Below are 20,030 nucleotides of genomic sequence, written 5' to 3'. Positions count from 1 at the left end.
CATCGGTGCCACTGAGTAACGGAGCCGTCATCGCGCAGCGCTACAGACTGCTGCGCCTCATCGCCACCGGCGGCATGGGACAGGTCTGGGAGGCGATGGACAATCGCCTCGACCGCCGTGTCGCCGTGAAGGTACTCAAAGCCGAGTTCTCCGAGGATCCGGAGTTCTTGCAGCGCTTCAGGTTCGAGGCCCGTACCACCGCTCAGCTGAACTACCCCGGAATCGCCGGGGTGTACGACTACGGCGAGACCCGCGACGGTGCAGGCGAATCGCTCGCCTACCTGGTGATGGAACTGGTCAACGGCGAACCCCTCAACGCAGTGCTGGGTCGCATGTCGCGCCTGCCGCTCGGCCATGCCCTCGACATGCTCGAACAAACCGGGCGCTCACTGCAGATCGCGCACACGGCAGGGGTCGTCCACCGCGACGTCAAGCCCGGCAACATCCTGATCACCCCCACCGGGCAGGTCAAGATCACCGACTTCGGCATCGCCAAGGCCGTCGACGCCTCCCCGGTCACCAAGACCGGAATGGTCATGGGCACCGCCCAGTACATCGCTCCCGAGCAAGCCCTCGGCGAAGAGGCGACCTCGGCATCCGACGTCTACTCACTCGGCGTCGTCGGATACGAAGTACTCGCGGGCACACGGCCTTTCGTGGGCGACGGTGCCTTGACCGTCGCCATGAAACACGTCCGCGAAGCACCGGCACCCATGCCGGTCGACCTACCACCTGCCGTCCGTGAGCTCATCGAGATCACGATGGTCAAGGATCCGGCCGCCCGGTACGCCAACGGCGGTGAATTCGCCGACGCCGTCGCCGCAGTTCGCGCCGGCCGTCGGCCGCCTGCACCCGGCAACTCGCGCGGTACCGGAACCGGGAGAGTCATGATGCCCGGGGTCGTGCCCAGCCCGCAGCCGCCTCCGCCGTCGAGCACCCAGATGATGCCGACCTCGCAACGGGATTACCGGGGCCCGGCTACCGGCACTGCAGCTGCAGCGGTTCCCGAGCAGACCGGCATGTCCTCGGCACAGAAGGCGTTGGCCTGGGGCGGCGGCGCGCTCCTGCTGTTGGCCATCCTGATCGGCGGTTACGTACTGCTGACCGGTGGAAGGGACGACGCGCCGACACCGTTCGTGCAGCCGACGACCACCACGCAGCCGACGACCACGACCACAACGACCACCGAGCCGACGACCACCACCGAAGAAACCACGACCACCGAAGAAACGACCACCACCACCACGACGACCACGACCACCTCGGAGGAGCCGACGACCACCGAAGAGAGCACGACGACCTCGGCGCAGCCCACCCAGACGACGACTCGCAGGCCGCTGATCGAGATTCCGTTCCCGCAAGCACCACAAGGACAACGATGACGACTCCCCGTACGCTCTCCTCTCGCTACGAGCTGGGCGAGATACTCGGTTTCGGCGGTATGTCCGAGGTTCACCTCGCTCGGGACACACGACTCGATCGTGACGTCGCCATCAAGGTTCTGCGCGCCGACCTCGCTCGCGACCCCACGTTCTACCTGAGGTTCCGACGTGAGGCACAGAACGCTGCTGCGCTCAATCACCCCGCCATCGTCGCCGTCTACGACACCGGTGAAGCGGAGACCGAAGCCGGTCCGCTCCCGTTCATCGTCATGGAATACGTCGACGGCGACACCCTGCGCGACATCGTGCGCGCCGAAGGACCCATGGAGCCGCGTCGGGCCATGGAGGTCATCGCCGACGTCTGTGCTGCGCTCGATTTCAGCCACCGCAACGGCATCGTGCACCGCGACGTCAAACCCGCCAACATCATGATCAACAACGCCGGCGCGGTGAAGGTGATGGACTTCGGCATCGCCCGTGCCATCGCCGACTCGTCCTCGCCGATGACTCAGACCGCCGCCGTGATCGGAACCGCGCAGTACCTCTCGCCCGAGCAGGCCCGCGGGGAACAGGTCGATGCGCGTTCGGACGTCTACTCGCTCGGCTGCGTGCTGTTCGAGATCCTCACCGGCGAGCCGCCGTTCAAGGGGGATTCGCCGGTCGCCGTCGCCTACCAGCACGTCCGTGAAGACCCCCAGCTGCCGTCTCTGGTCAACGACACCGTCCCACGCGAACTCGACTCGATCATCCTCAAGGCAATGGCCAAGAACCCGGCCAATCGCTACCAGAGCGCCGCCGAGATGCGTACCGACCTGGTCCGCGTTCTGGGTGGACAGCGCCCGAGTGCGCCCATGGTGATGAACGACGAGGATCGAACCACCATCCTCGGCTCCGTCGATTCTCGTCAGGCCGATTTCTCCGGCAAGGACAAGCCCGCCGCTACGGCGGTGCCTCGGTCGTCGCGCCACACGGAGGACTACGAGGAACCGAAGAACCGCCGCGGCCTCAAGATTGCGTTGATCTCGGCGGCCGCGATCATCGTCGTCGCTATCGTCGGTGCCTTCCTGTGGTCGCTCGGTCCCGGTGCCGACCCCAAGACCGTCGCCGTGCCCACCGTCGTAGGACTGTCCGCAGACGAGGCGCAGCGTCAACTCGAAGAAGCCGGCCTGCGAGTGAGCATCCAGGAGAAGCCCGACGCGGCGATTCCGGAAGGCTCGGCCATCGGCACCAATCCGGCGGCCGGATCACAGACCGAATCGCCGGGGAACATCCAGCTCGACGTGTCCTCCGGACCGCAGCAGGTGCAGGTTCCTCGACTGACCGGCCTCACCCAGCAGCAGGCGTCGGATGCACTGAACGAGGTGGGCCTCCAGCTCGATGCCACCGTCGCCCGTGCTCCGTCGACACCCGAGAACCTCGACAAGGTCGTCGAGCAGAATCCGTCCTCGGGCGTGAGCATGAACGCCAACTCGCAGGTCCGCATCACGCTGGGCACCGGGCCCGCGCAGGTTCGGATGCCCGATGTCGTGGGGCAACTCGTGAACGTGGCGCAGCCGAACGTCGAGGGAGCCGGACTGCGCGTCCAGGTTCAAAACATCGACTCGGGACAGCCGACGGGTCAGGTCGTCTCCACAGACCCCGTGGGCGGCACCAATGTCACCGAGAACACCGTCGTCACGCTGCGCGTGTCGAACGGCGACAAGATCCCCATGCCCGACCTCGCCGGTCTGACCGAGGCGCAGGCGTTGGCCGCGCTGCAGTCGGCCGGCTGGACGGGCACGGCAGCGGAACTGACGGCGACAAGGGAAGCGACGCTGGATCCGTTGATGGTCGGGCGAGTGGTGAATCAGACGCAGCCGGCAGGGTCCGAGATCAGCAAGTCCGACACCGTCACGATCAGCATCGGTGCCCTGGGTATCCCCGGGCGTTAGCGATCGACGATCAGGCGAAGGCCTCGGCGACCTGCGCCTCCAGGGTTCCCACCAAACCGGAATCGGTGGGCATACCGCACACTGCGAGCCAGTTGGCCAGCATCCGGTGCCCGCCCTCGGTGAGGATGGACTCCGGATGGAACTGCACGCCGTGAATGGGTAGCTCGGTGTGCCTCATGGCCATCACCAGGCCGGATTCGGTACGGCCGATGATCTCGAGCTCCGCGGGGATGGTGTCCTCGCGGACGGTCAGCGAGTGATAGCGGGTGGCCGTGAACGGCTCGCCCATCCCCTCCAGGACGCCAACGCCGGTGTGATGGACGAGGCTGGTCTTACCGTGCAGCAGCTCCGGGGCCTTCTCGACCGTGGCACCGAACGCGGCTCCGATGGCCTGATGGCCCAGACAGACACCGAGCAGTGGGGTTTTGGCCCGCGCGCTCGCCGAGACCAGGTCCATCGTGGCCCCGGCGCGCTGCGGGGTTCCCGGGCCCGGGCTGAGCAGAATGCCGTCGAACTCCGCGGCGACAGCGTCGCGATCGGCGAGTCGCTCGTCGTCGTTGCGCCACACCTCGACCTCGGCGTTCAACTGGCCCAGGTACTGGACGAGGTTGAAGACGAAGCTGTCGTAGTTGTCGACGACGAGAATGCGCATGTCGACAGCGTACTCAGCGCGGCTCCGCGAAACGCATGCGCACCGATTCGGTGTACGCCGGAACCGAGAGGTTCTGATAGGCCGCGACCTCGTAGCGGAGGCCATAGCGCAGCGCATACTGCTCGTACAGCCGCACCCCGGGCTCGTTGTCCAGCGCCGCCCGCAGTCGATCCGGGTCGCCGAGAGCCGTCATCACGTACGGCGGACTGTACGTCCGGCCGCCCAGTAGCAGCGTGTTCCCGATACACCGCGGTGCCGACGACGCCACCAGACGCTGATCCTGCATCGCCATCGCCGACGCACCGCCGGCCCACAGGGCGTTGAGGACACTCTGCACGTCGACCTGATGAACCACCAGGTCGTCCGGAGACGCGTCGGACGCATAGGACCCGTCGGGACCGCGTGGAGCGTCGGCCATCGTCACCGTCAACCCCGTGCCGGACGCCTCCTCCCGACCCGCCGCGTCCGAGAGGGCGTCGACCCGGGCCAACGCGTCGGCCACCTCGGAGTCGCCCGCCGCCGTACGCTGCTGCAGGAGATCGACCTGCTGCTCCAGCGCATCTCTACTGCGCAGCGCATCGTCGCTGCTTCTCTGGGCCGAATCGACCAGATCGGCGAGCCGTGTCGTGTCACCGCCCCGCAACTCGTTGCCGTCCGAGGCATGTCGCGTGGTTCCGAGCAGCAGACCGACCACAGCGCACACCGCCACAGCGAGCACCCACCATCGGGTCTCGGAGGAATCGGTCGATCGTCGTCTCACAGAGTGCTCGCCACTGTTCGGTAGGTCGGTGCTGCGCTGATCTGAGTTAGCGTGTACTACAAACGGGGTGGATGACCGCCACGGCTCTCCGGGAGACAATAACCTGGGGATGCACGCAACTCGATCGATCCACAGGTTGTCACCGTCAGTTGTCCACAGGCACGGCGCACGCCGATGACCGTCAAGAACACGAAGAGGACGCAATGCCGAAGTCGAAGGTACGGAAGAAGAACGACTACACGATCAACCCGGCCAACCGCACGCCGGTAAAGGTCAACGCCGGCCCGTCGCCGGTCTGGTACGTGGTCCTGATGCTCGGATTCATGCTGGTAGGGCTGCTGTGGCTGATCGTGTACTACCTGGCCCAGGAAGACATCTCGTTCATCGGCAACCTCGGTGCGTACAACTTCCTCATCGGATTCGGCTTCATGGTCGTCGGCCTCGTCATGACCATGCGATGGCGCTGAGAGCCGGCCGAGTTACACCCATGTCATTCATCCCCAATGTGGATAAACCCTGTGGATAACTTTCCAAACCATCCACAGGGTGTGTACGAACACCGATGGGCGACGCCGGCCGTAGCCGTCGGCGCGCTGGTGGCAGGCGGTATCGCACTCGCCATCGGTGCCGTCCTCGCCTCCTCGGACGCTGCCGGAACCTTCCTCGTCGGACTCGCCGCCGTCGGAACCTGGGTAATGGCAGCCCTCGCGGCCGCACAACGCCCCCGACTCGCCATCACACCCGACGGCTCCCTGGTGATGAAACGACTCACCGGCACACGTACGTACTCGCGCGCCGACATCGTCCAAATCAAAGTGGTCCGCTACCCGAGACTGGGACGACGAGTACCGATGCTCGAACTGGACGTCCGCCCACCCGACGAGGACGACGATCGACTCATCATCTTCGGTCGATGGGACCTGGGAGCCGACCCACGCGACGTGTTCGAAGTACTCGACACCTACGGTCTGGTGCCGCCGAACAACTGACCGCCCACCGTCACCGACCCCCTCCGGGGTACTCAATGTGACGTTCAGTGGACTTTTCGGGGGTCAATGGCACATTTAGTGGACCAGTGAGCCGTCGCAAAGCCGCCAGGTACCAGCCAGCAGCCCAGGGTGATTGCCGAGCCCGCGTATCGGCGTCGTCGGGAGTCAATGTGACGTCCAGTGGCCTTTTCGGGGGTCAATGGCACATTTAGTGGACTTCAGAGGCCCATCTGCGCGCGGAGGTCGAGGACTCGGACCGCGATGGTGCCCAGGGCTATCAGGGCTACTGCGGCCACGGAGAGCCAGGCGAGGGATATCCCGGCACGAGGCTGCGCGCCGTTGCGGTTGGGTAGGAACACCAATCCGGCGGTGGCTGCCGCTCCGGCGACCAGTCCGCCCATGTGACCCCACAGCGAGATGCTGGGGATGGAGATGCTGATGAAGATGTTCAGCGCGATCACGATCAGGACCGGGGTCGGGGAGCGCTTGAGTCGCAGCAAAATGACGGCCTGTGCGCCGAGCAATCCGAATACGGCACCCGACGCCCCGGCGGTGGCGGCGAGGGGGTTCTCGAACAGCATGACCGATGCGCTGCCACCGAGCAGCGACAGGAAGTAGACGGCGAGATAGCGGCTACGGCCCAGCACCAGTTCGACGTCTCGGCCGATGATGTACAGGGCGAACATGTTCACCAGCAGGTGGACGGGTCCTATGTGGATGAACCCACTGCTGAGGAGGCGCCACACATCGCCGTCCGCGACCAGCAGGCTGTTCAGTGCCCAGGCGTCGGCCAGCGACGATCCCCGGAAATTGCTCATGAGGTCGCCGGATTGAGCGGCGGTGATGCCGAAGATCACGACGTTGATCGCGATCAGCGCGAAGGTCAGGGGTGTCTTGGCGGAGCGTGTCATCGGCGCGCCGGCGACCGTACGCGCGGTCCGGACGTTCTTGTTACCGTCGCGAACACAGTCGACGCAGTGTTGCCCGACGGCCGCGGGCTGCAGGCACTGTGGGCACGCGGGCCGGCCGCATCGAGAGCAGGCCAGGCCGGTCGGGCGATCGGGATGTCTGACGCACACCGACTGGGGTGGGTTGGGCTGGTCGCCGTACGCGCCACCCCAGCCGGGGTTTGTCATCGTGTAATTCCTTCTACAACCGAATCAGGCGATGGTGATGCTGTTGATGACGACCTCTTCCACGGGGCGATCGCCGCGGCCGACCTGCGTGCTCGAGATGGCGTCGACGACCTTCTTGGACGCCTCGTCCGTGACCTCACCGAAGATGCTGTGCTTGCGGTTGAGGTGCGGGGTCTTGCCGGTGGTGATGAAGAACTGCGAGCCGTTGGTGCCGGGGCCTGCGTTGGCCATGGCCAGCAGGTACGGGCGGTCGAAGGAGAGCTCCGGGTGGAACTCGTCCTCGAACTTGTAGCCCGGTCCGCCGGTGCCGGTTCCGGTCGGGTCGCCGCCCTGGATCATGAAACCGTCGATGACGCGGTGGAAGACTGCGCCGTCGTAGAACGGTCCGGTCTTGGCACCCGACGCGTTCTGCGTCGTGTATTCCTTCGACCCGTCCGCGAGACCGACGAAGTTCGCGACGGTCTTGGGGGCGTGATTGCCGAACAGTTCGATGACGATGTCGCCGCGGTTGGTGTGCAGCGTTGCCGTTTGGGTCTTGTTTGGTGAAGTCACGCTCACCATCGTGCCATCTCGAGCGACCGGGTAGTTCACAGGTGGTGTATCGGGAGGGTCGATCGGGGCGCTGTTGTGGAACAGTGAGGGCATGACGAGCACAACGAAAACCGAGCGGGTTCACTCCTCCACCGGTACGGCGGCGTCGACGCTGCTCGGTGCCGCTTCCGTCGTGAGCAAGGGCCCTGCCGGAGTGGGCCTGTTGCTCGCCAAGCGCGGCTACGGTCTGGCGCGTAAGCAGGCTGCGCAGCGTCGCGCGGCGACTGCCGAGCGCATTGCCCGGGCCGATCTGACCAAGGCAGCTCTCACGACTGATCGGACGCCGGGAAACAAGCATCGCGTCCTGGCGCTCGGAGCTGCCGCTGTCGTCGTCGGAGGTGTCGTGTTCTACCTCAGCCGTCGCCGCCACGAGGTGCCGCCGCCCGCAGATGCGCCGCCCAGCTTGGTCGATTACGAAGACGAGTCGACGTCACAGGTATAGAAGCTTCTGTAGTAGATCGAACAGGCCCGGCCGGGGCCTGGTTTCTGCATCGTCACCCCGGCCGGCGACGACCAGCGCGACGTTGTGTTCGACGCTCGAACCGTCCGTGAGGTAGTCGCCGTGACCTGTCGTGCCCGGACGCCCGTCGCCCTCGTCGGTCGCCAGTTGGGTCACTCCATCGAGTGTGCCGGGATCGCGACCGAAGGCACCGATGTCAGCAACGATGTCCCCGCGCGCCTCCGCCGCGAAAACGTGACCGTCGGGAACCTGTAGGTCGGTCACACTGTCGGTGCCGAGGCCAGGTGATCCGAGGGCCACGAACTCGTCGACGCCGGTGCTTTCGTGCAGGGCAGCGGCTGCGGTCAATGATCCGTACGAGTGTGCGAGCACCGACAGATGTGGATCGTTCGACCGGGCCGCATCGAGGCCCTCCAGAAAGGGCACCAATCGCGTCGCCCCCGCGTGCGCTGCTGCATCGGATACGACGGTCCGATCGGGATCGAGCAGGCCCCATCCCAGCTGTGGTGCCTGGTAGTTCATCCACGTCACGGCTGCGACGGTGGGCGGCGGATCCTCCGAAAATATCTGTTCCACAGTTGTTTTGAGATCTTCCAGGTCGCCGTCGTAACGTACCGCGTCTCCGTGGACCGTCGAGCCGAGGCCGGGTACGAACACCGCCACGTGCGTTGCCGTGTCGACGTCACCTATTGCAATCGCGGCAGTGGTCTCCGCATACGTGGAATTGTCGAGCGCCAACAGTTGCCTGTCACCCTGCGCCAGAGTGCTCTCGATCGCGTCGAGCGAGCTCAACCGCGTTCGCGTCTGTTCCAAGCCGGCGTCGGCATCACTGAACAATCCTCCGAAGATGTTGTCCTTCAATTGGTTTCCGAGTTCATCAGCCACAGCCTGCAGTCGGAGGCGCTCACTGGCAAGTACCCGACGGTTCGCTGAATCCCGAATTCGGCCCGGCACGCCGTCGAGATTACCGATGAGAGCCGGGTGCTCGACGAGCAGTCGAGTGCGCTCGGCGGGCGAGAGAGCGCTCCAGAACGCCGCATTCGTGGCCGGGCTCCCAGCGACCGGCACTTCCGATACCCCTGCTGTTCTCACGCTCCCCGGTGAGATGTCGCCGGCGAGGCGTCGGGCAAGGTCGTCGTCGAACGCGGTCGCGGCTCGCATCAGTTGGGTGATGCGTTCGGCCAACTCGGTGCAACGGCGACGCCGATCGCGAATGGTCGACGACAGGTCCTGCTGCGCAACCGAATACGACGTCAGCACGTCGGTCACCGAACCGTCGCGTCGGATATCGAAGTGCTCGCGCGCGGCGTCCGCTTCCACAGCGGTCAGCGCCGAGACGAGTTCGGCCATGTCGATGGCCGCCGGAGTGGTGCACAGCGCTACCCGCAGTAGCTCCGTCGCACAGTCCCCCACCTGTGCACGGAGAGCTCCCATGGCATCTCGGTATGCCGTTGCCGCGGGGCCCTGCCATCCGTCGTCGACGACGGTCTCCAGCAGTGAGCTGTGCACGGCGGTCAATTCACGCCAACTGTGCATGAACTGATTCGAGACGGCGGTCAGCGCCTGACTGTCCCATGATCTGACGTCATCGAGCGTGACCATCGCAATCCCCCCGCAGAGTTGTCGTCGTACTCGACGAGTCAACGTCAGCGAGACGGTGCAGCGAGGAATCTATCCCCAGGCTGTGGATGAAATCTGGGGATGACGGGCATATCGGTGTATCGCTACACGATTCTGCGTACCGGCCCGCGATGTCCGTCGCCGGGCTCGGTGGGGCGAGACGCCTTCGGGGGACGACTCCGCTTGGCGCGGTACAGGTCTGCGTCTGCAGCGCGGTAGATTTCACCCCACCGGCGGCCGGCAGGCATACACGCCAGACCGACGCTCCACTCGGCTCGATGGGATCGGCGCAAGCCGTCGATGACCTGCCAGGCTTCGGCCTCGAGAACCCCTGGCATGAACAGGACGAATTCGTCTCCGCCGAGCCGGCCCAGAACATCCCGTTTCGTCAGTTGCCCCTTCCACGCCTTCGAGACGCGAGTGAGCAACACGTCGCCGGCAATGTGGCCGTACTCGTCGTTGATCTCCTTGAAGTTGTCGAGATCGAGCACCGCCAGACTCACCGTCAGACCACGAGCGGCGCACGCGGGCAACATCTTCTCGATCTTCGACTCGAAACCGAATCGATTGAGCAGGCCCGTCAACGCATCATGAGTGGCCGAATACCGCATTCGACGCGCGAACACCCCGAACACTTCCGTTGCGCCGACGATGCCCAGGGCGACCAGAATGTAGCTGATGAAGGGCGTGCCGTAAGGGGCGACAGCGGCACCCACGACCGCAGACACGGCCAGCACCGCAACCCATATTCCAGCGTCGCGCTCGGACCAGAACGCACCGATGTGCATGCCGAGGAACATCGCCGCTTGCACACAGATCAAGAACGCGGGCATCGTGTTACTACTACCCAATGCACAGGCAAGCGCGCCCACCGACAGAGCGGTGGCGATCCCGACCGCATGCTTGGGACTCGGCGCTCCTGCCCGGGCGAGAACAACGATCGCCGCCGGCCCCAGAACCACTGCGAGCGCGGCGAAGAGCTGCTGCGGGTTGGACAGGTCCGACCACGATGCAATGCCGTTCGCGATGTAGAGAACCGTGGTCACCGCGGCGAGTACCGCCAGCATCCGGCCGGACTCGTCGAACCTGAATCTGCTCACCAGCAGACACCGTCGACTACGCGTGACGCCTCACCGAGGCACGCAACGAACCGGACACCACCGCTCACGCGATTCCCCCCAGGCACCATCGGCCCTCCCCACGCACTACGACCATCGCCTCATCGGGCCCACCCGTGACCGGACTCTAACACCTCCGAGCTTCGATCACGACCCGCAGCAGCGATTCCGTAGCAGGTCAGGACGCTTTCTCGGCCCGCGCTGCCTCCCGCGCCAACAGGCGATCGCGTGATTCCTCGAACTTCGTCGCCTTCGCCTCGAGATCCTGGACGAATGCGGCCAGACGATCGCGATCGCGTTCGCCCTCACCACTGAAGTCGTTGCGCTCGAATATGTTCCATTTCCGCAGCACCGGCATCAGCACCTCGTCCAGATGCTGGCGGAGATCGTAGATCCCGTGCTTCGCCAGGATCATGGCGTTCTTGCGGAAGTTCGGCATGTTCAGTCCCGGCATCTGAAAGTCCGTCGCGACATCGGCGATGGCACGCACCATCTGGTCCGGGACCAGGTCGAGCGACGCCTCGCCGAGGTTGCGGTAGAAGATCATGTGCAAATTCTCGTCGGCGGCCACCCGGGCCAGCATTCGATCGGCGATCGGGTCACCACAGGCCAAACCCGTGTTGCGATGCGACACGCGCGTCGCGACCTCCTGGAACGTCACGTACGCCACCGAATGCAAGAAGTTGGAGCCGTCCATCGGGGCATCGACACCGACCGTCATGTGGTGCATCCGAGCCCGCTCCAGCTCGACCGGGTCGACGGCGCGTGTGACGACCAGATAGTCGCGCATCACGATCCCGTGACGGTTCTCCTCCGCGGTCCAACGGCCCACCCAGGTGCCCCAGGCTCCGTCCAACGAGAAGTTGTCGGCCAGACCGCGGTGGTACGACGGCAAATTGTCTTCGGTCAACAGATTGGTGATCATCGCTGTACGAGCCAACTCCGACAACGACGACTGCTCCAGCGACCAGTCCTCTCCGCCCATCGCTGCAAAATTGCGACCCAGATCCCACGGCACGTAATCATGCGGATGCCACTCCTTCGCCATCGACAGATGGCGATTCAGGTTGGCTTCCAACGTGCCGTCGAGTTCGGTCAACAGCTCTTCATGATCGAGAACACGCGTCATCTGTGGGGCTCCTCCGAGAAATATGAGACGCCCGAACCGAAGACCGATCCGAGACGCCGAGATCGAACGACGGCACACCCCCCTGCGGTGCGCCGTCGCGACCTGTCCCGTCGATCCGAGAACCGACGCTGCTGTACCCGAAGAACGCTAGGGACCGCGGACGTGATGCGAAACGAATCGAACAATGATCTGGATATCTGGGCACCGATCTCGACAGCGGTTGGTCCGAGTCACAACAGTGGTCGATGCATCCCTGCCACCCGGCCGGGACTCGATGTCACGTTCGGTGGACTTTTCGGGGGTCAATGTCACATCTAGTGGACTTGGGCTGAGGGGCAGTCGAGGGGACTTGGGGTGAGCGGCAGTCGAGGGGAGACACGAAAAAGGACACCCATCGGAATGGACGTCCTTTTGATTGTGGAGCCTAGGAGATTCGAACTCCTGACATCTGCCTTGCAAAGGCAGCGCTCTACCAACTGAGCTAAGGCCCCGGGTGTTGCTGTCGAACGTGCACGAACTTTACACGTTCTCTCCGAGCGATTGTCACCCGGTGGAGATGCTGTGCCAGACGCCTTCCGAGCTGCGCGTGGAGCGCACCTTCGATACTGTCAGCACTGCGATCACCACCGAAGCAACAAGAAGAAGGACTTTCACGTCCTGCCTCTTTTCGTTCGTTCGGTGTGGGCCTAGGAGGACTTGAACCTCCGACCTCTTCCTTATCAGGGAAGCGCTCTAACCGCCTGAGCTATAGGCCCTCGATACTGCTTCGGGCCGAAGAATTGCTCTCCTCGAACCGAGGGATGAGATTACCGTATCGGGCCGCTGTCTTCCAAAACGGCCCGATACGGCTGTCGTTCGTGCTGGTCAGTCGCGATCTGCCAGCGTCACTTCGACGCCGCCGACCAGGTCCGACGACAGGTTGTAGATGAAGGCACCGATCGTGGTGAGTGCGGTGAACAGTACGACATTGATCACACCGATCACTGCGGCGTAGCCGAACACCTGACCGGCGCTGACGAGTCCGCCGTCGCCGGATTCGTTGACGATCTCGGTGAAGGCACTGTTGAGTCGGTCCCACACACCCATGCCGTCGAGCACGGCGTACAGCAGGCCGACGGCCACCATCCACACGAAGAACAACGACACAGCGATGACCAGAGCGATCTTGAGCGTCGACCAGGGGTCGATCTTGCGAATCTGGATCGTCGCCCGCAGAGGATCGCCGTCCGCGCTGGGTACCGCCGTGATAGCGGTGGGGGCTGCGCGATCGGCTGCCGTCGGCTCGGGATGCCGGGTGGCGGACAGATCCGGCATGTCCTTCGCCAGATCTTTGCGCTCGATGTGCCGGGTCGGCCCGTCGATCACGGCCGCTTTCGACCGCGCTGCCTCGCGTCGTTCGGTCTTGTCCCCACCCGATTCACGCTCGCCCGATTCACGCTCGCCCGAGTCGCGCTGGCCCGGCGCTGCCGAAGCGGCTGCAGCTGCCGCTGTCGAACGATCGAACTCACCTGTCGCCGGCAGTGCGGTGCCGCGCCCGGACAGGTTCGTCTGCGGTTGGTTCTGGGGCTGCTGACGGTCGTCGGGCCCCTGCTGTGCCGGACGCTGGCCGGGGCCGCGCTGCCAGGGCGGAGTGCCGGAACCGCCCTGCGGGCCGTCTCCGCGCTGAGTCGGTATCGCCTGGGTCGGTGCCGGAGCCTTCGACTCGGCCGACCCCTCGGCGACCGGCGCTGCGTCATTTGCGGGACGCGGCGGCGATGCGGGACCGGACGGTCCCTGACCCTGCGGCGGCTGGCCGTTGGCGGGGCGACCGCCGTCGGCGTTTGCGGTACCCGGCTCACCGGGCCGACCGTTGGCCGCCTGGGGCGGGCGAGACTGAGCCGGTCCCTGCGGTGCCGGTCCCTGCTGAGGTGCTCGCGGCGGCGGTCCCTGAGGTGCCGGCTGACCCTGAGAACCCGGCTGACCCTGCGGTGCCGGTGGGCGCTGCGGCGGCGGTCCCTGCGTCGGACGAGGCGGGCCGGCCGGACCACCCTGTGTCGGGCGTGCCGGTGGCCGAGCACCCTGCTGCGGTGCCGGTCCTCGCCCGGCCGCGGGTGCCGGACGCGTCGCCGGCTGGGGGCGACTTCCCGGTCGGGCACCTTCTGGAGGTGCCGGACGCGATGGCTGCTCGGTCTGCGCAGCGTCCCTGCCGTCCGGTCCACCCGTGGGGCCGGGCCTGCTGCCAGGCCGGTTGGGAGTGCTCACTTACGACTCCTTCGGTGCATCGTCTTCGGGACCTGCTGCGTCCGGTTCGATCTCGTCGGCGTTGCGCGCTATCGCGAGCAGTGTGTCGCCTTCACCGAGATTCATCAACCGCACGCCCTTGGTCTGTCGGCCGGCTTTCCGAACCTGCTTGGCAGCGGTCCGGATGACGCCACCACTGGACGTGATGGCATACAGCTCGTCCTCGTCGTCGACGATGAGAGCTCCCACCAGCGTGCCACGCTTGGGGTCGTACTGGATTGTCAGTACTCCCTTTCCGCCGCGGCCCTGCTGCGGGTAGTCCTCCATCGCGGTGCGCTTGGAATAACCGCCCGACGTCGCGACCAGCAGGAACTTGTTCTCGCTGACCACGTTGAGCGAGAGCAGCTCGTCTTCGCCGTTGAAGCGCATGCCCTGGACACCGGAGGTGGCGCGGCCCATGGGTCGCAGTACCTCGTCGGTGGCCGAGAATCGGATCGATTGGCCCTGAGCCGAGACGAGCAGCAGGTCGTCGTCGGACGACGCCAGAACTGCCCCGACCAACTCGTCCTCACCGCGGAGGTTGACGGCCACGATGCCGCCGCTGCGGTTGGAGTCGAAGTCGGTCAGACGCGACTTCTTGACCAGACCGCCCTTGGTCGCAAGCACCAGGTAGGGAGCATCTTCGTAGGTCTTGATCTGGATGACCTGCGCGATGCGTTCGTCGGGCTGGAACGCCAGCAGGTTCGCGACGTGCTGTCCGCGCGCCGTGCGGTTTGCCTCGGGCAGCTCGTACGCCTTGGCCCGGTAGACGCGTCCCTTGGTGGTGAAGAACAGGATCCAGTCGTGCGTCGAGCAGACGAAGAACTTGCTGACGATGTCGTCCTGCTTGAGGCCCGCTCCCTGCACGCCCTTGCCGCCGCGCTTCTGCGACCGGTACAGATCGGTTCTGGTGCGCTTGGCGTATCCGGTCTCGGTGATCGTGACGACCACGTTCTCCCGGGCGATCAGATCTTCGTCGTTGACGTCGCCGTCGGCAGCGATGATGCGCGTGCGACGGTCGTCGCCGAACTTCTCGACGATCTCGGCCAGTTCGTCTCGCACGATCTGACGCTGACGCTCCGGCTTGGCCAGAATGTCCTGCAGGTCGGCGATGGTGCGTTCGAGTTCGGCCAACTCGTCGATGATCTTCTGGCGCTCGAGGGCTGCGAGGCGCCGCAGCTGCATGTCGAGAATTGCCTGCGCCTGGATCTCGTCGATGTCGAGCAGATCGATCAAGCCCTGCTTGGCGAGATCGACCGTCTGCGACGCACGGATGAGGGCGATGACCTCGTCCAACGCGTCGAGCGCCTTCACGAGACCGCGCAGAATGTGGGCCCGCTCCTCGGCTCTGCGCAGGCGGTACCGCGTACGACGAACGATGACGTCGAGTTGGTGAGTGACGTAGTACCGGATCATCTGATCGAGCCGCAGGGTGCGCGGCACGCCGTCGACGATCGAGAGCATGTTGGCACCGAAGCTGGTCTGCAGCTGCGAGTGCTTGTAGAGGTTGTTGAGCACGACCTTCGCGACGGCGTCGCGCTTGATCGTCACGACGATGCGCATACCGACGCGGTCCGAGGACTCGTCGTCGATCTTCGAGATACCGGACAACTTGCCGTCGCGGACCTGCTCGGCGATCGAGGTGATCAGGTTGTCGGGGTTGACCTGGAAAGGCAGTTCGGTGATGACGATCGTCGTGCGACCGTTGGAGTCTTCCTCGATCTCGACGACGCCGCGCATGCGGATCGAACCGCGGCCGGTCGAGTACGCATCCTGAATTCCCTGGCCGCCGACGATGAGTCCGTGGGTGGGGAAGTCCGGACCCTTGACGCGTTCCATGCAGGCCGCGAGAGTCGCTTCCTCGTCGGCCTCGAAGTTGTCGAGGGCCCAGAACACCGCGTCGCCGAGTTCACGCAGGTTGTGCGGCGGAATGTTGGTGGCCATACCGACGGCGATACCGTTGGAGCCGTTCATCAACAGGTTCGGCACACGCGACGGAAGTACCGTCGGCTCTTGGGTTTTGCCGTCGTAGTTGGGGATGAAGTCGACGGTTTCCTCGTCGATGTCGCGCAGCATCTCCATGGCGAGCGGGGTCAGACGCGCTTCGGTGTATCGCATGGCGGCGGCGCCGTCGTTGCCGCGGGAGCCGAAGTTGCCCTGGCCGTCGACCAGTGGGTACCGCATCGACCACGGCTGAGCCAGACGCACGAGCGCGTCGTAGATCGAGGTGTCGCCGTGGGGGTGGTAGTTACCCATCGTTTCGGCAACGGGCCGTGCGGATTTCACGTAGCTACGGTCGGGACGGAAGCCCGAGTCGTACATCGCGTACAGCACACGTCGGTGCACCGGCTTGAGACCGTCGCGGACCTCGGGAAGCGCGCGGCCGACGATGACGCTCATGGCGTAATCGATGTAGCTGCGCTGCATTTCCTGCTGGATGTCGACCGGATCGATCCGGTCGCCGCCCTCGGCGTTGGTGGTCGAGCCCGGCGGGGGCCCGACCGGCGGTTCGGTGATGTCAGACATAGAAGATCTCCTCGAAAACGGTCGTCGGACGCACCGACACTGAGTGCGGTGCGTCCGAGAAACGACTAAACGTCAAGAAAGCGAACATCTTTCGCGTTACGCGCGATGAAGCTTCGGCGGGCGGACACGTCCTCGCCCATCAGGACGCTGAACAGTTCGTCCGCGGCCGCGGCATCGTCGAGAGTGACCAGACGAAGAACTCGCACTGCCGGGTCCATCGTGGTTTCCCACAGCTCCTTGGCGTTCATCTCGCCGAGGCCTTTGTAGCGCTGGACGCCGTCCTCGACGTTGATCTTGCGCTTGTTGGCGATACCGGCCTCGAGCAGACCGTCGCGCTCGCGGTCGGAGTACGCGAAATCCGGTTCGCCGCGGCTCCACTTGAGCTTGTACAGCGGCGGCATGGCCAGGTAGACGTGACCGTTCTCGATCAGCGGCCGCATGAACCGGAACAGCAGGGTCATCAGCAGGGTGGAGATGTGCTGGCCGTCGACGTCGGCGTCGGCCATCAGCACGATCTTGTGATAGCGCAGCTTGGCGATGTCGAACTCGTCGTGAATGCCGGTGCCGAACGCGGTGATGATCGACTGGACCTCGTTGTTCTTGAGGACGCGGTCGATGCGGGCCTTCTCGACGTTGATGATCTTTCCGCGCAGCGGCAGGATCGCCTGGAACATCGAGTCACGGCCGGATTTGGCCGAGCCGCCGGCGGAGTCGCCCTCCACGATGTAGATCTCGGACTTGCTCGGATCGTTCGAGCGGCAGTCTGCGAGCTTGCCGGGCAGGCCACCGATATCGGTTGCGCTCTTGCGCCGCACCAACTCTCGCGCCTTACGCGCGGCCATGCGGGCCTGCGCGGACGAGACCGCCTTGTTGATGATTGTCTTGGCATCGGCCGGGTTGGACTCGAACCAGTGCGAGAGGTGCTCGTTGCACGCCTTCTGCACGAACGAGCGAATCTCGGTGTTGCCGAGCTTGGTCTTGGTCTGTCCCTCGAACTGGGGCTCCCCGACTCGCACCGAGATGACGGCGGCGAGGCCTTCGCGGATGTCGTCGCCGGTGAGCTTGACGTCCTTTTCCTTGACCAGTTTCTTCTCGATGGCGTACTTGTTCACCGTCGACGTCAGCGCGGTACGGAAACCCTCTTCGTGGGTACCGCCCTCGTGCGTGTTGATCGTGTTGGCGAAGGTGTGCACCGATTCGGAGTAACCAGCGTTCCACTGCATGGCGATCTCGACCTCGTGGCCCTCACCCTTGCCGGTGAAGCCGACGACCGAGTTGTGAATCGCGGTCTTGGTGCGGTTGATGTGCTTGACGAAGTCCACCAGACCGTCGGGGTAGTGGTACGTCCGCTTACGAACCTTGGCCGGCTTCGCGTTGGCCGCGTCGGCCTGCTCTTCCTCGGCGGTCTTGGGTGCCTCGGCGGTCTCGCCGAGTTCTTCCTCGGTCGCGTCGGTGGCCGCCACTCGCTCGTCGGTGAAGTTGATGGTCAGTCCCTTGTTGAGGAACGCCATCTCCTGCAGGCGACGGTGCACGGTCTCGAAGCTGTAATCGAGGGTCTCGAAGATCTTGCCGTCGGCCCAGAACCGCACCGTGGTGCCGGTCTCCGTGGTGTCGCCGACGGTCTCGAGTGGGCCGGGCTTGGCGTAATCGTACGTCTGCTTGTAGCGGTGACCGTCACGCGCGATCTGCAGTTCGACCTTGGTCGAGAGTGCGTTCACGACGGAGATACCGACGCCGTGCAGACCGCCGGAGACGGCGTAGGAGTCGGAGTCGAACTTGCCACCGGCGTGCAGCTGGGTCATGACGACCTCGACGGTGGGAACACCGGAGGAGTGCATGGCGACGGGGATGCCTCGGCCGTCGTCCTTGACCTCGACGCTGCCGTCTTCGTGGATGGTGACGTCGACGGTGGAGGCGTAGCCGGCCATGGCCTCGTCGACGGAGTTGTCGACGACCTCCCAGATCAGGTGGTGCAGGCCTCGTTCACCGGTGGAACCGATGTACATACCGGGCCTCTTACGGACTGCTTCCAGGCCCTCGAGGACCGTGATGGACGAAGCGCCGTAATCCTTGCTGTTCTCACTGTTACCTGACTTCTGGGCAGCCACGGTTAGCTGGTTCTCCTTCTACGCGTCCACTACCCCGCTCACACCTGCTGTAGGTGCTACCGCAGGGTCGGCACGGTCGTTTCCGCCGTGCTCGGTCCATGCGTTTGTTCCGGGCTTGATGTCGTACCGGTCCATAGTACTGGGTGGCTGCGACAGCATGGGGACGATGACACCCCTAAAAGGCCCCTGATTGCTTCACAGGCGCATTTTCTCGACATCGGACGACAAAGATGAAGGGTAAAACCGGCGATTCGGCTACAGATCGAGGACGATCCGTTCTCCGTCCGACCGCGAGACACAGATCAACATCTCGTGCCGCTGCTCCTCGGTCGTCAACCGATTCTCTCGATGCTGCGGTGTTCCGCTGAGCACTCGCACCCGACACGTGCCGCAGAAACCCTGCTGACACGAGTACGCGACATCCGGCCTGATGCGTCGAATGGCATGCAGCGCAGTCTCTTCCGCACCGACCGACAGAATTTCGCCGGAATCGACGAGCTGCACTTCGAATTCCGTCCCGTTCTTCACCGGCGGCGGTGAGAAGCGCTCGAAGTGCAGATGCGTGGCCGGGAGGGCGTCGAACGAGGCGCGAACGAGGTCGATCATCGGCGGCGGACCACATACGTAGACCGAACCGCCGGGGGCCGTCGAGCCCAACAGATCCATACTCGACGGCATGCCGTCCACGTCGTCGGTGCGCACGGTGACCCGGGCGGGATCCCAGCCCTCGATCTCGTCGAGAAACGGCATCGACTCGCGGGAGCGGCCGCAGTAGACGAGGTGCCAGTCCATGCCCAGATCGCGGGCACGGCGCACCATCGAGATGATCGCGGTGATGCCGATTCCACCGGCGACGAATACTGCCTGTTCGGACGGTACGAACGGAAACCCGTTGCGCGGCCCCCTGATCGACACCGCAGTGCCGACCGTCAGCGCGTGCATCTCCGGAGATCCGCCGCCGCCGTCCGGCACGAGTCGTACTGCGATCGAGTACGTGTCGTCGCCGGGCAATCCGCACAGGGAATACTGCCGTCGGCGACCGGACGGGAGGTAAAAATCCAAGTGCATTCCCGGTGCCCACGCCGGCAGAGCCGACCCGTCGGCGGCGGCGAAGGTCAGCTGGACGACCTGTTCGTCGATGCACAGAACGTCACGGGAGACCAGTGTCAGTTCTCGGGTACGCGCGACGGGAGGCGCCGCGAACGAGGCGTCGTACTCACCGTTGTCGAGGAGGGCGAACCACTTGTCCAGTGCATCGGTGACCAGCGACACCGTCTGATCCGGCTCGTCACGCCCGTACAGATTCTGTGGAATCGTGCGGCCTACTCGGAACGAGTCGACCTTTCGAGCCATCGCGTCGAGCCTGCTC

At 64.8% G+C, this 20,030-nt stretch carries 16 protein-coding genes and 2 tRNA genes; 5 read left to right on the top strand and 13 right to left on the bottom strand.

Annotation, left to right across the window (positions count from 1 at the left end; translation table 11 throughout):
- Positions 1–5: 5 nt before the first annotated feature.
- Together CH266_RS01345 and pknB are read left to right on the top strand one after the other, a co-directional pair.
- The gene (locus CH266_RS01345) at positions 6–1,382 is read left to right on the top strand and encodes a serine/threonine-protein kinase (protein WP_032381886.1); all 1,377 of its coding nucleotides are present in this window, start codon (positions 6–8) and stop codon (positions 1,380–1,382) included.
- Positions 1,379–3,313 (top strand): Stk1 family PASTA domain-containing Ser/Thr kinase, encoded by a 1,935-nt coding sequence (gene pknB / locus CH266_RS01340; RefSeq protein WP_032381885.1) that lies wholly within the window; start codon positions 1,379–1,381, stop codon positions 3,311–3,313. Before CH266_RS01345 ends, pknB begins: the two co-directional genes overlap by 4 nt.
- Before the next feature lie 10 nt (positions 3,314–3,323).
- Here the strand turns inward: pknB and CH266_RS01335 are convergent, their stop codons facing one another.
- Together CH266_RS01335 and CH266_RS01330 are read right to left on the bottom strand one after the other, a co-directional pair.
- A complete protein-coding gene (locus CH266_RS01335) occupies positions 3,324–3,965 on the bottom strand; it encodes an aminodeoxychorismate/anthranilate synthase component II (RefSeq protein WP_032371409.1) in 642 nt (213 codons plus the stop codon).
- Between the two features lie 13 nt (positions 3,966–3,978).
- Positions 3,979–4,725, bottom strand: coding sequence for a DUF881 domain-containing protein (locus CH266_RS01330; RefSeq protein WP_032367617.1), 747 nt, complete (start codon positions 4,723–4,725; stop codon positions 3,979–3,981).
- Between the two features lie 203 nt (positions 4,726–4,928).
- On the opposite strand from CH266_RS01330, the gene crgA reads away from it, so the two are divergent.
- Together crgA and CH266_RS01320 are read left to right on the top strand one after the other, a co-directional pair.
- Positions 4,929–5,192 (top strand): cell division protein CrgA, encoded by a 264-nt coding sequence (gene crgA / locus CH266_RS01325; RefSeq protein ID WP_027494985.1) that lies wholly within the window; start codon positions 4,929–4,931, stop codon positions 5,190–5,192.
- 36 nt (positions 5,193–5,228) lie between these two features.
- Positions 5,229–5,714, top strand: coding sequence for a PH domain-containing protein (locus CH266_RS01320; protein WP_045841529.1), 486 nt, complete (start codon positions 5,229–5,231; stop codon positions 5,712–5,714).
- A gap of 218 nt (positions 5,715–5,932) precedes the next feature.
- On the opposite strand, the gene CH266_RS01315 is transcribed toward CH266_RS01320, so the two are convergent.
- Together CH266_RS01315 and CH266_RS01310 are read right to left on the bottom strand one after the other, a co-directional pair.
- Positions 5,933–6,850 (bottom strand): rhomboid family intramembrane serine protease, encoded by a 918-nt coding sequence (locus tag CH266_RS01315; RefSeq protein WP_094714494.1) that lies wholly within the window; start codon positions 6,848–6,850, stop codon positions 5,933–5,935.
- A gap of 24 nt (positions 6,851–6,874) precedes the next feature.
- Entirely contained in the window at positions 6,875–7,411 is a 537-nt protein-coding gene (locus CH266_RS01310; RefSeq protein ID WP_094621787.1) for a peptidylprolyl isomerase, read from the bottom strand.
- Positions 7,412–7,493: 82 nt separating this feature from the next.
- Here CH266_RS01310 and CH266_RS01305 point away from each other — a divergent pair, with 82 nt between their 5' ends.
- Positions 7,494–7,883: a hypothetical protein gene (locus CH266_RS01305; RefSeq protein WP_094714493.1), complete on the top strand. Its 390-nt coding sequence runs from the start codon at positions 7,494–7,496 to the stop codon at positions 7,881–7,883.
- Here CH266_RS01305 and CH266_RS01300 read toward each other — a convergent pair.
- From CH266_RS01300 to CH266_RS01260, 9 genes are all read right to left on the bottom strand, one after another.
- Positions 7,872–9,503, bottom strand: a complete 1,632-nt coding sequence (locus tag CH266_RS01300; protein WP_094714492.1) for an alpha/beta hydrolase — start codon at positions 9,501–9,503, stop codon at positions 7,872–7,874. The two genes, CH266_RS01305 and CH266_RS01300, sit on opposite strands and share 12 nt — an antisense overlap.
- 122 nt (positions 9,504–9,625) lie before the next feature.
- A complete protein-coding gene (locus CH266_RS01295) occupies positions 9,626–10,621 on the bottom strand; it encodes a GGDEF domain-containing protein (RefSeq protein ID WP_255175802.1) in 996 nt (331 codons plus the stop codon).
- 196 nt (positions 10,622–10,817) lie between these two features.
- Positions 10,818–11,768 carry an acyl-ACP desaturase gene (locus CH266_RS01290; RefSeq protein ID WP_094714509.1) on the bottom strand — a complete coding sequence of 317 codons (951 nt, stop codon included), beginning with the start codon at positions 11,766–11,768 and terminating at the stop codon, positions 10,818–10,820.
- Positions 11,769–12,186: 418 nt separating this feature from the next.
- Positions 12,187–12,259: transfer RNA gene (locus CH266_RS01285), tRNA-Ala, on the bottom strand.
- A 190-nt stretch (positions 12,260–12,449) separates the two neighbouring features.
- Positions 12,450–12,523, bottom strand: a tRNA-Ile gene (locus tag CH266_RS01280).
- A 109-nt stretch (positions 12,524–12,632) separates the two neighbouring features.
- Positions 12,633–14,009 carry a DUF3566 domain-containing protein gene (locus tag CH266_RS25265; protein ID WP_176456974.1) on the bottom strand — a complete coding sequence of 459 codons (1,377 nt, stop codon included), beginning with the start codon at positions 14,007–14,009 and terminating at the stop codon, positions 12,633–12,635.
- Positions 14,010–16,553, bottom strand: a complete 2,544-nt coding sequence (gene gyrA, locus CH266_RS01270; protein WP_027494992.1) for a DNA gyrase subunit A — start codon at positions 16,551–16,553, stop codon at positions 14,010–14,012.
- A 65-nt stretch (positions 16,554–16,618) separates the two neighbouring features.
- On the bottom strand, positions 16,619–18,661 hold the full coding sequence (gyrB, locus tag CH266_RS01265; protein ID WP_027494993.1) for a DNA topoisomerase (ATP-hydrolyzing) subunit B: 2,043 nt from the start codon (positions 18,659–18,661) through the stop codon (positions 16,619–16,621).
- A gap of 255 nt (positions 18,662–18,916) precedes the next feature.
- Entirely contained in the window at positions 18,917–20,014 is a 1,098-nt protein-coding gene (locus CH266_RS01260; protein ID WP_027494994.1) for a PDR/VanB family oxidoreductase, read from the bottom strand.
- Between the last annotated feature and the right edge of the window lie 16 nt (positions 20,015–20,030).

Source organism: Rhodococcus sp. 06-1474-1B (assembly GCF_002258885.1).
Taxonomy (GTDB): domain Bacteria; phylum Actinomycetota; class Actinomycetes; order Mycobacteriales; family Mycobacteriaceae; genus Rhodococcoides; species Rhodococcoides fascians.
Note: the sequence above shows the minus strand (reverse complement) of the source record. Positions and strands in the feature narration are given on the sequence as shown.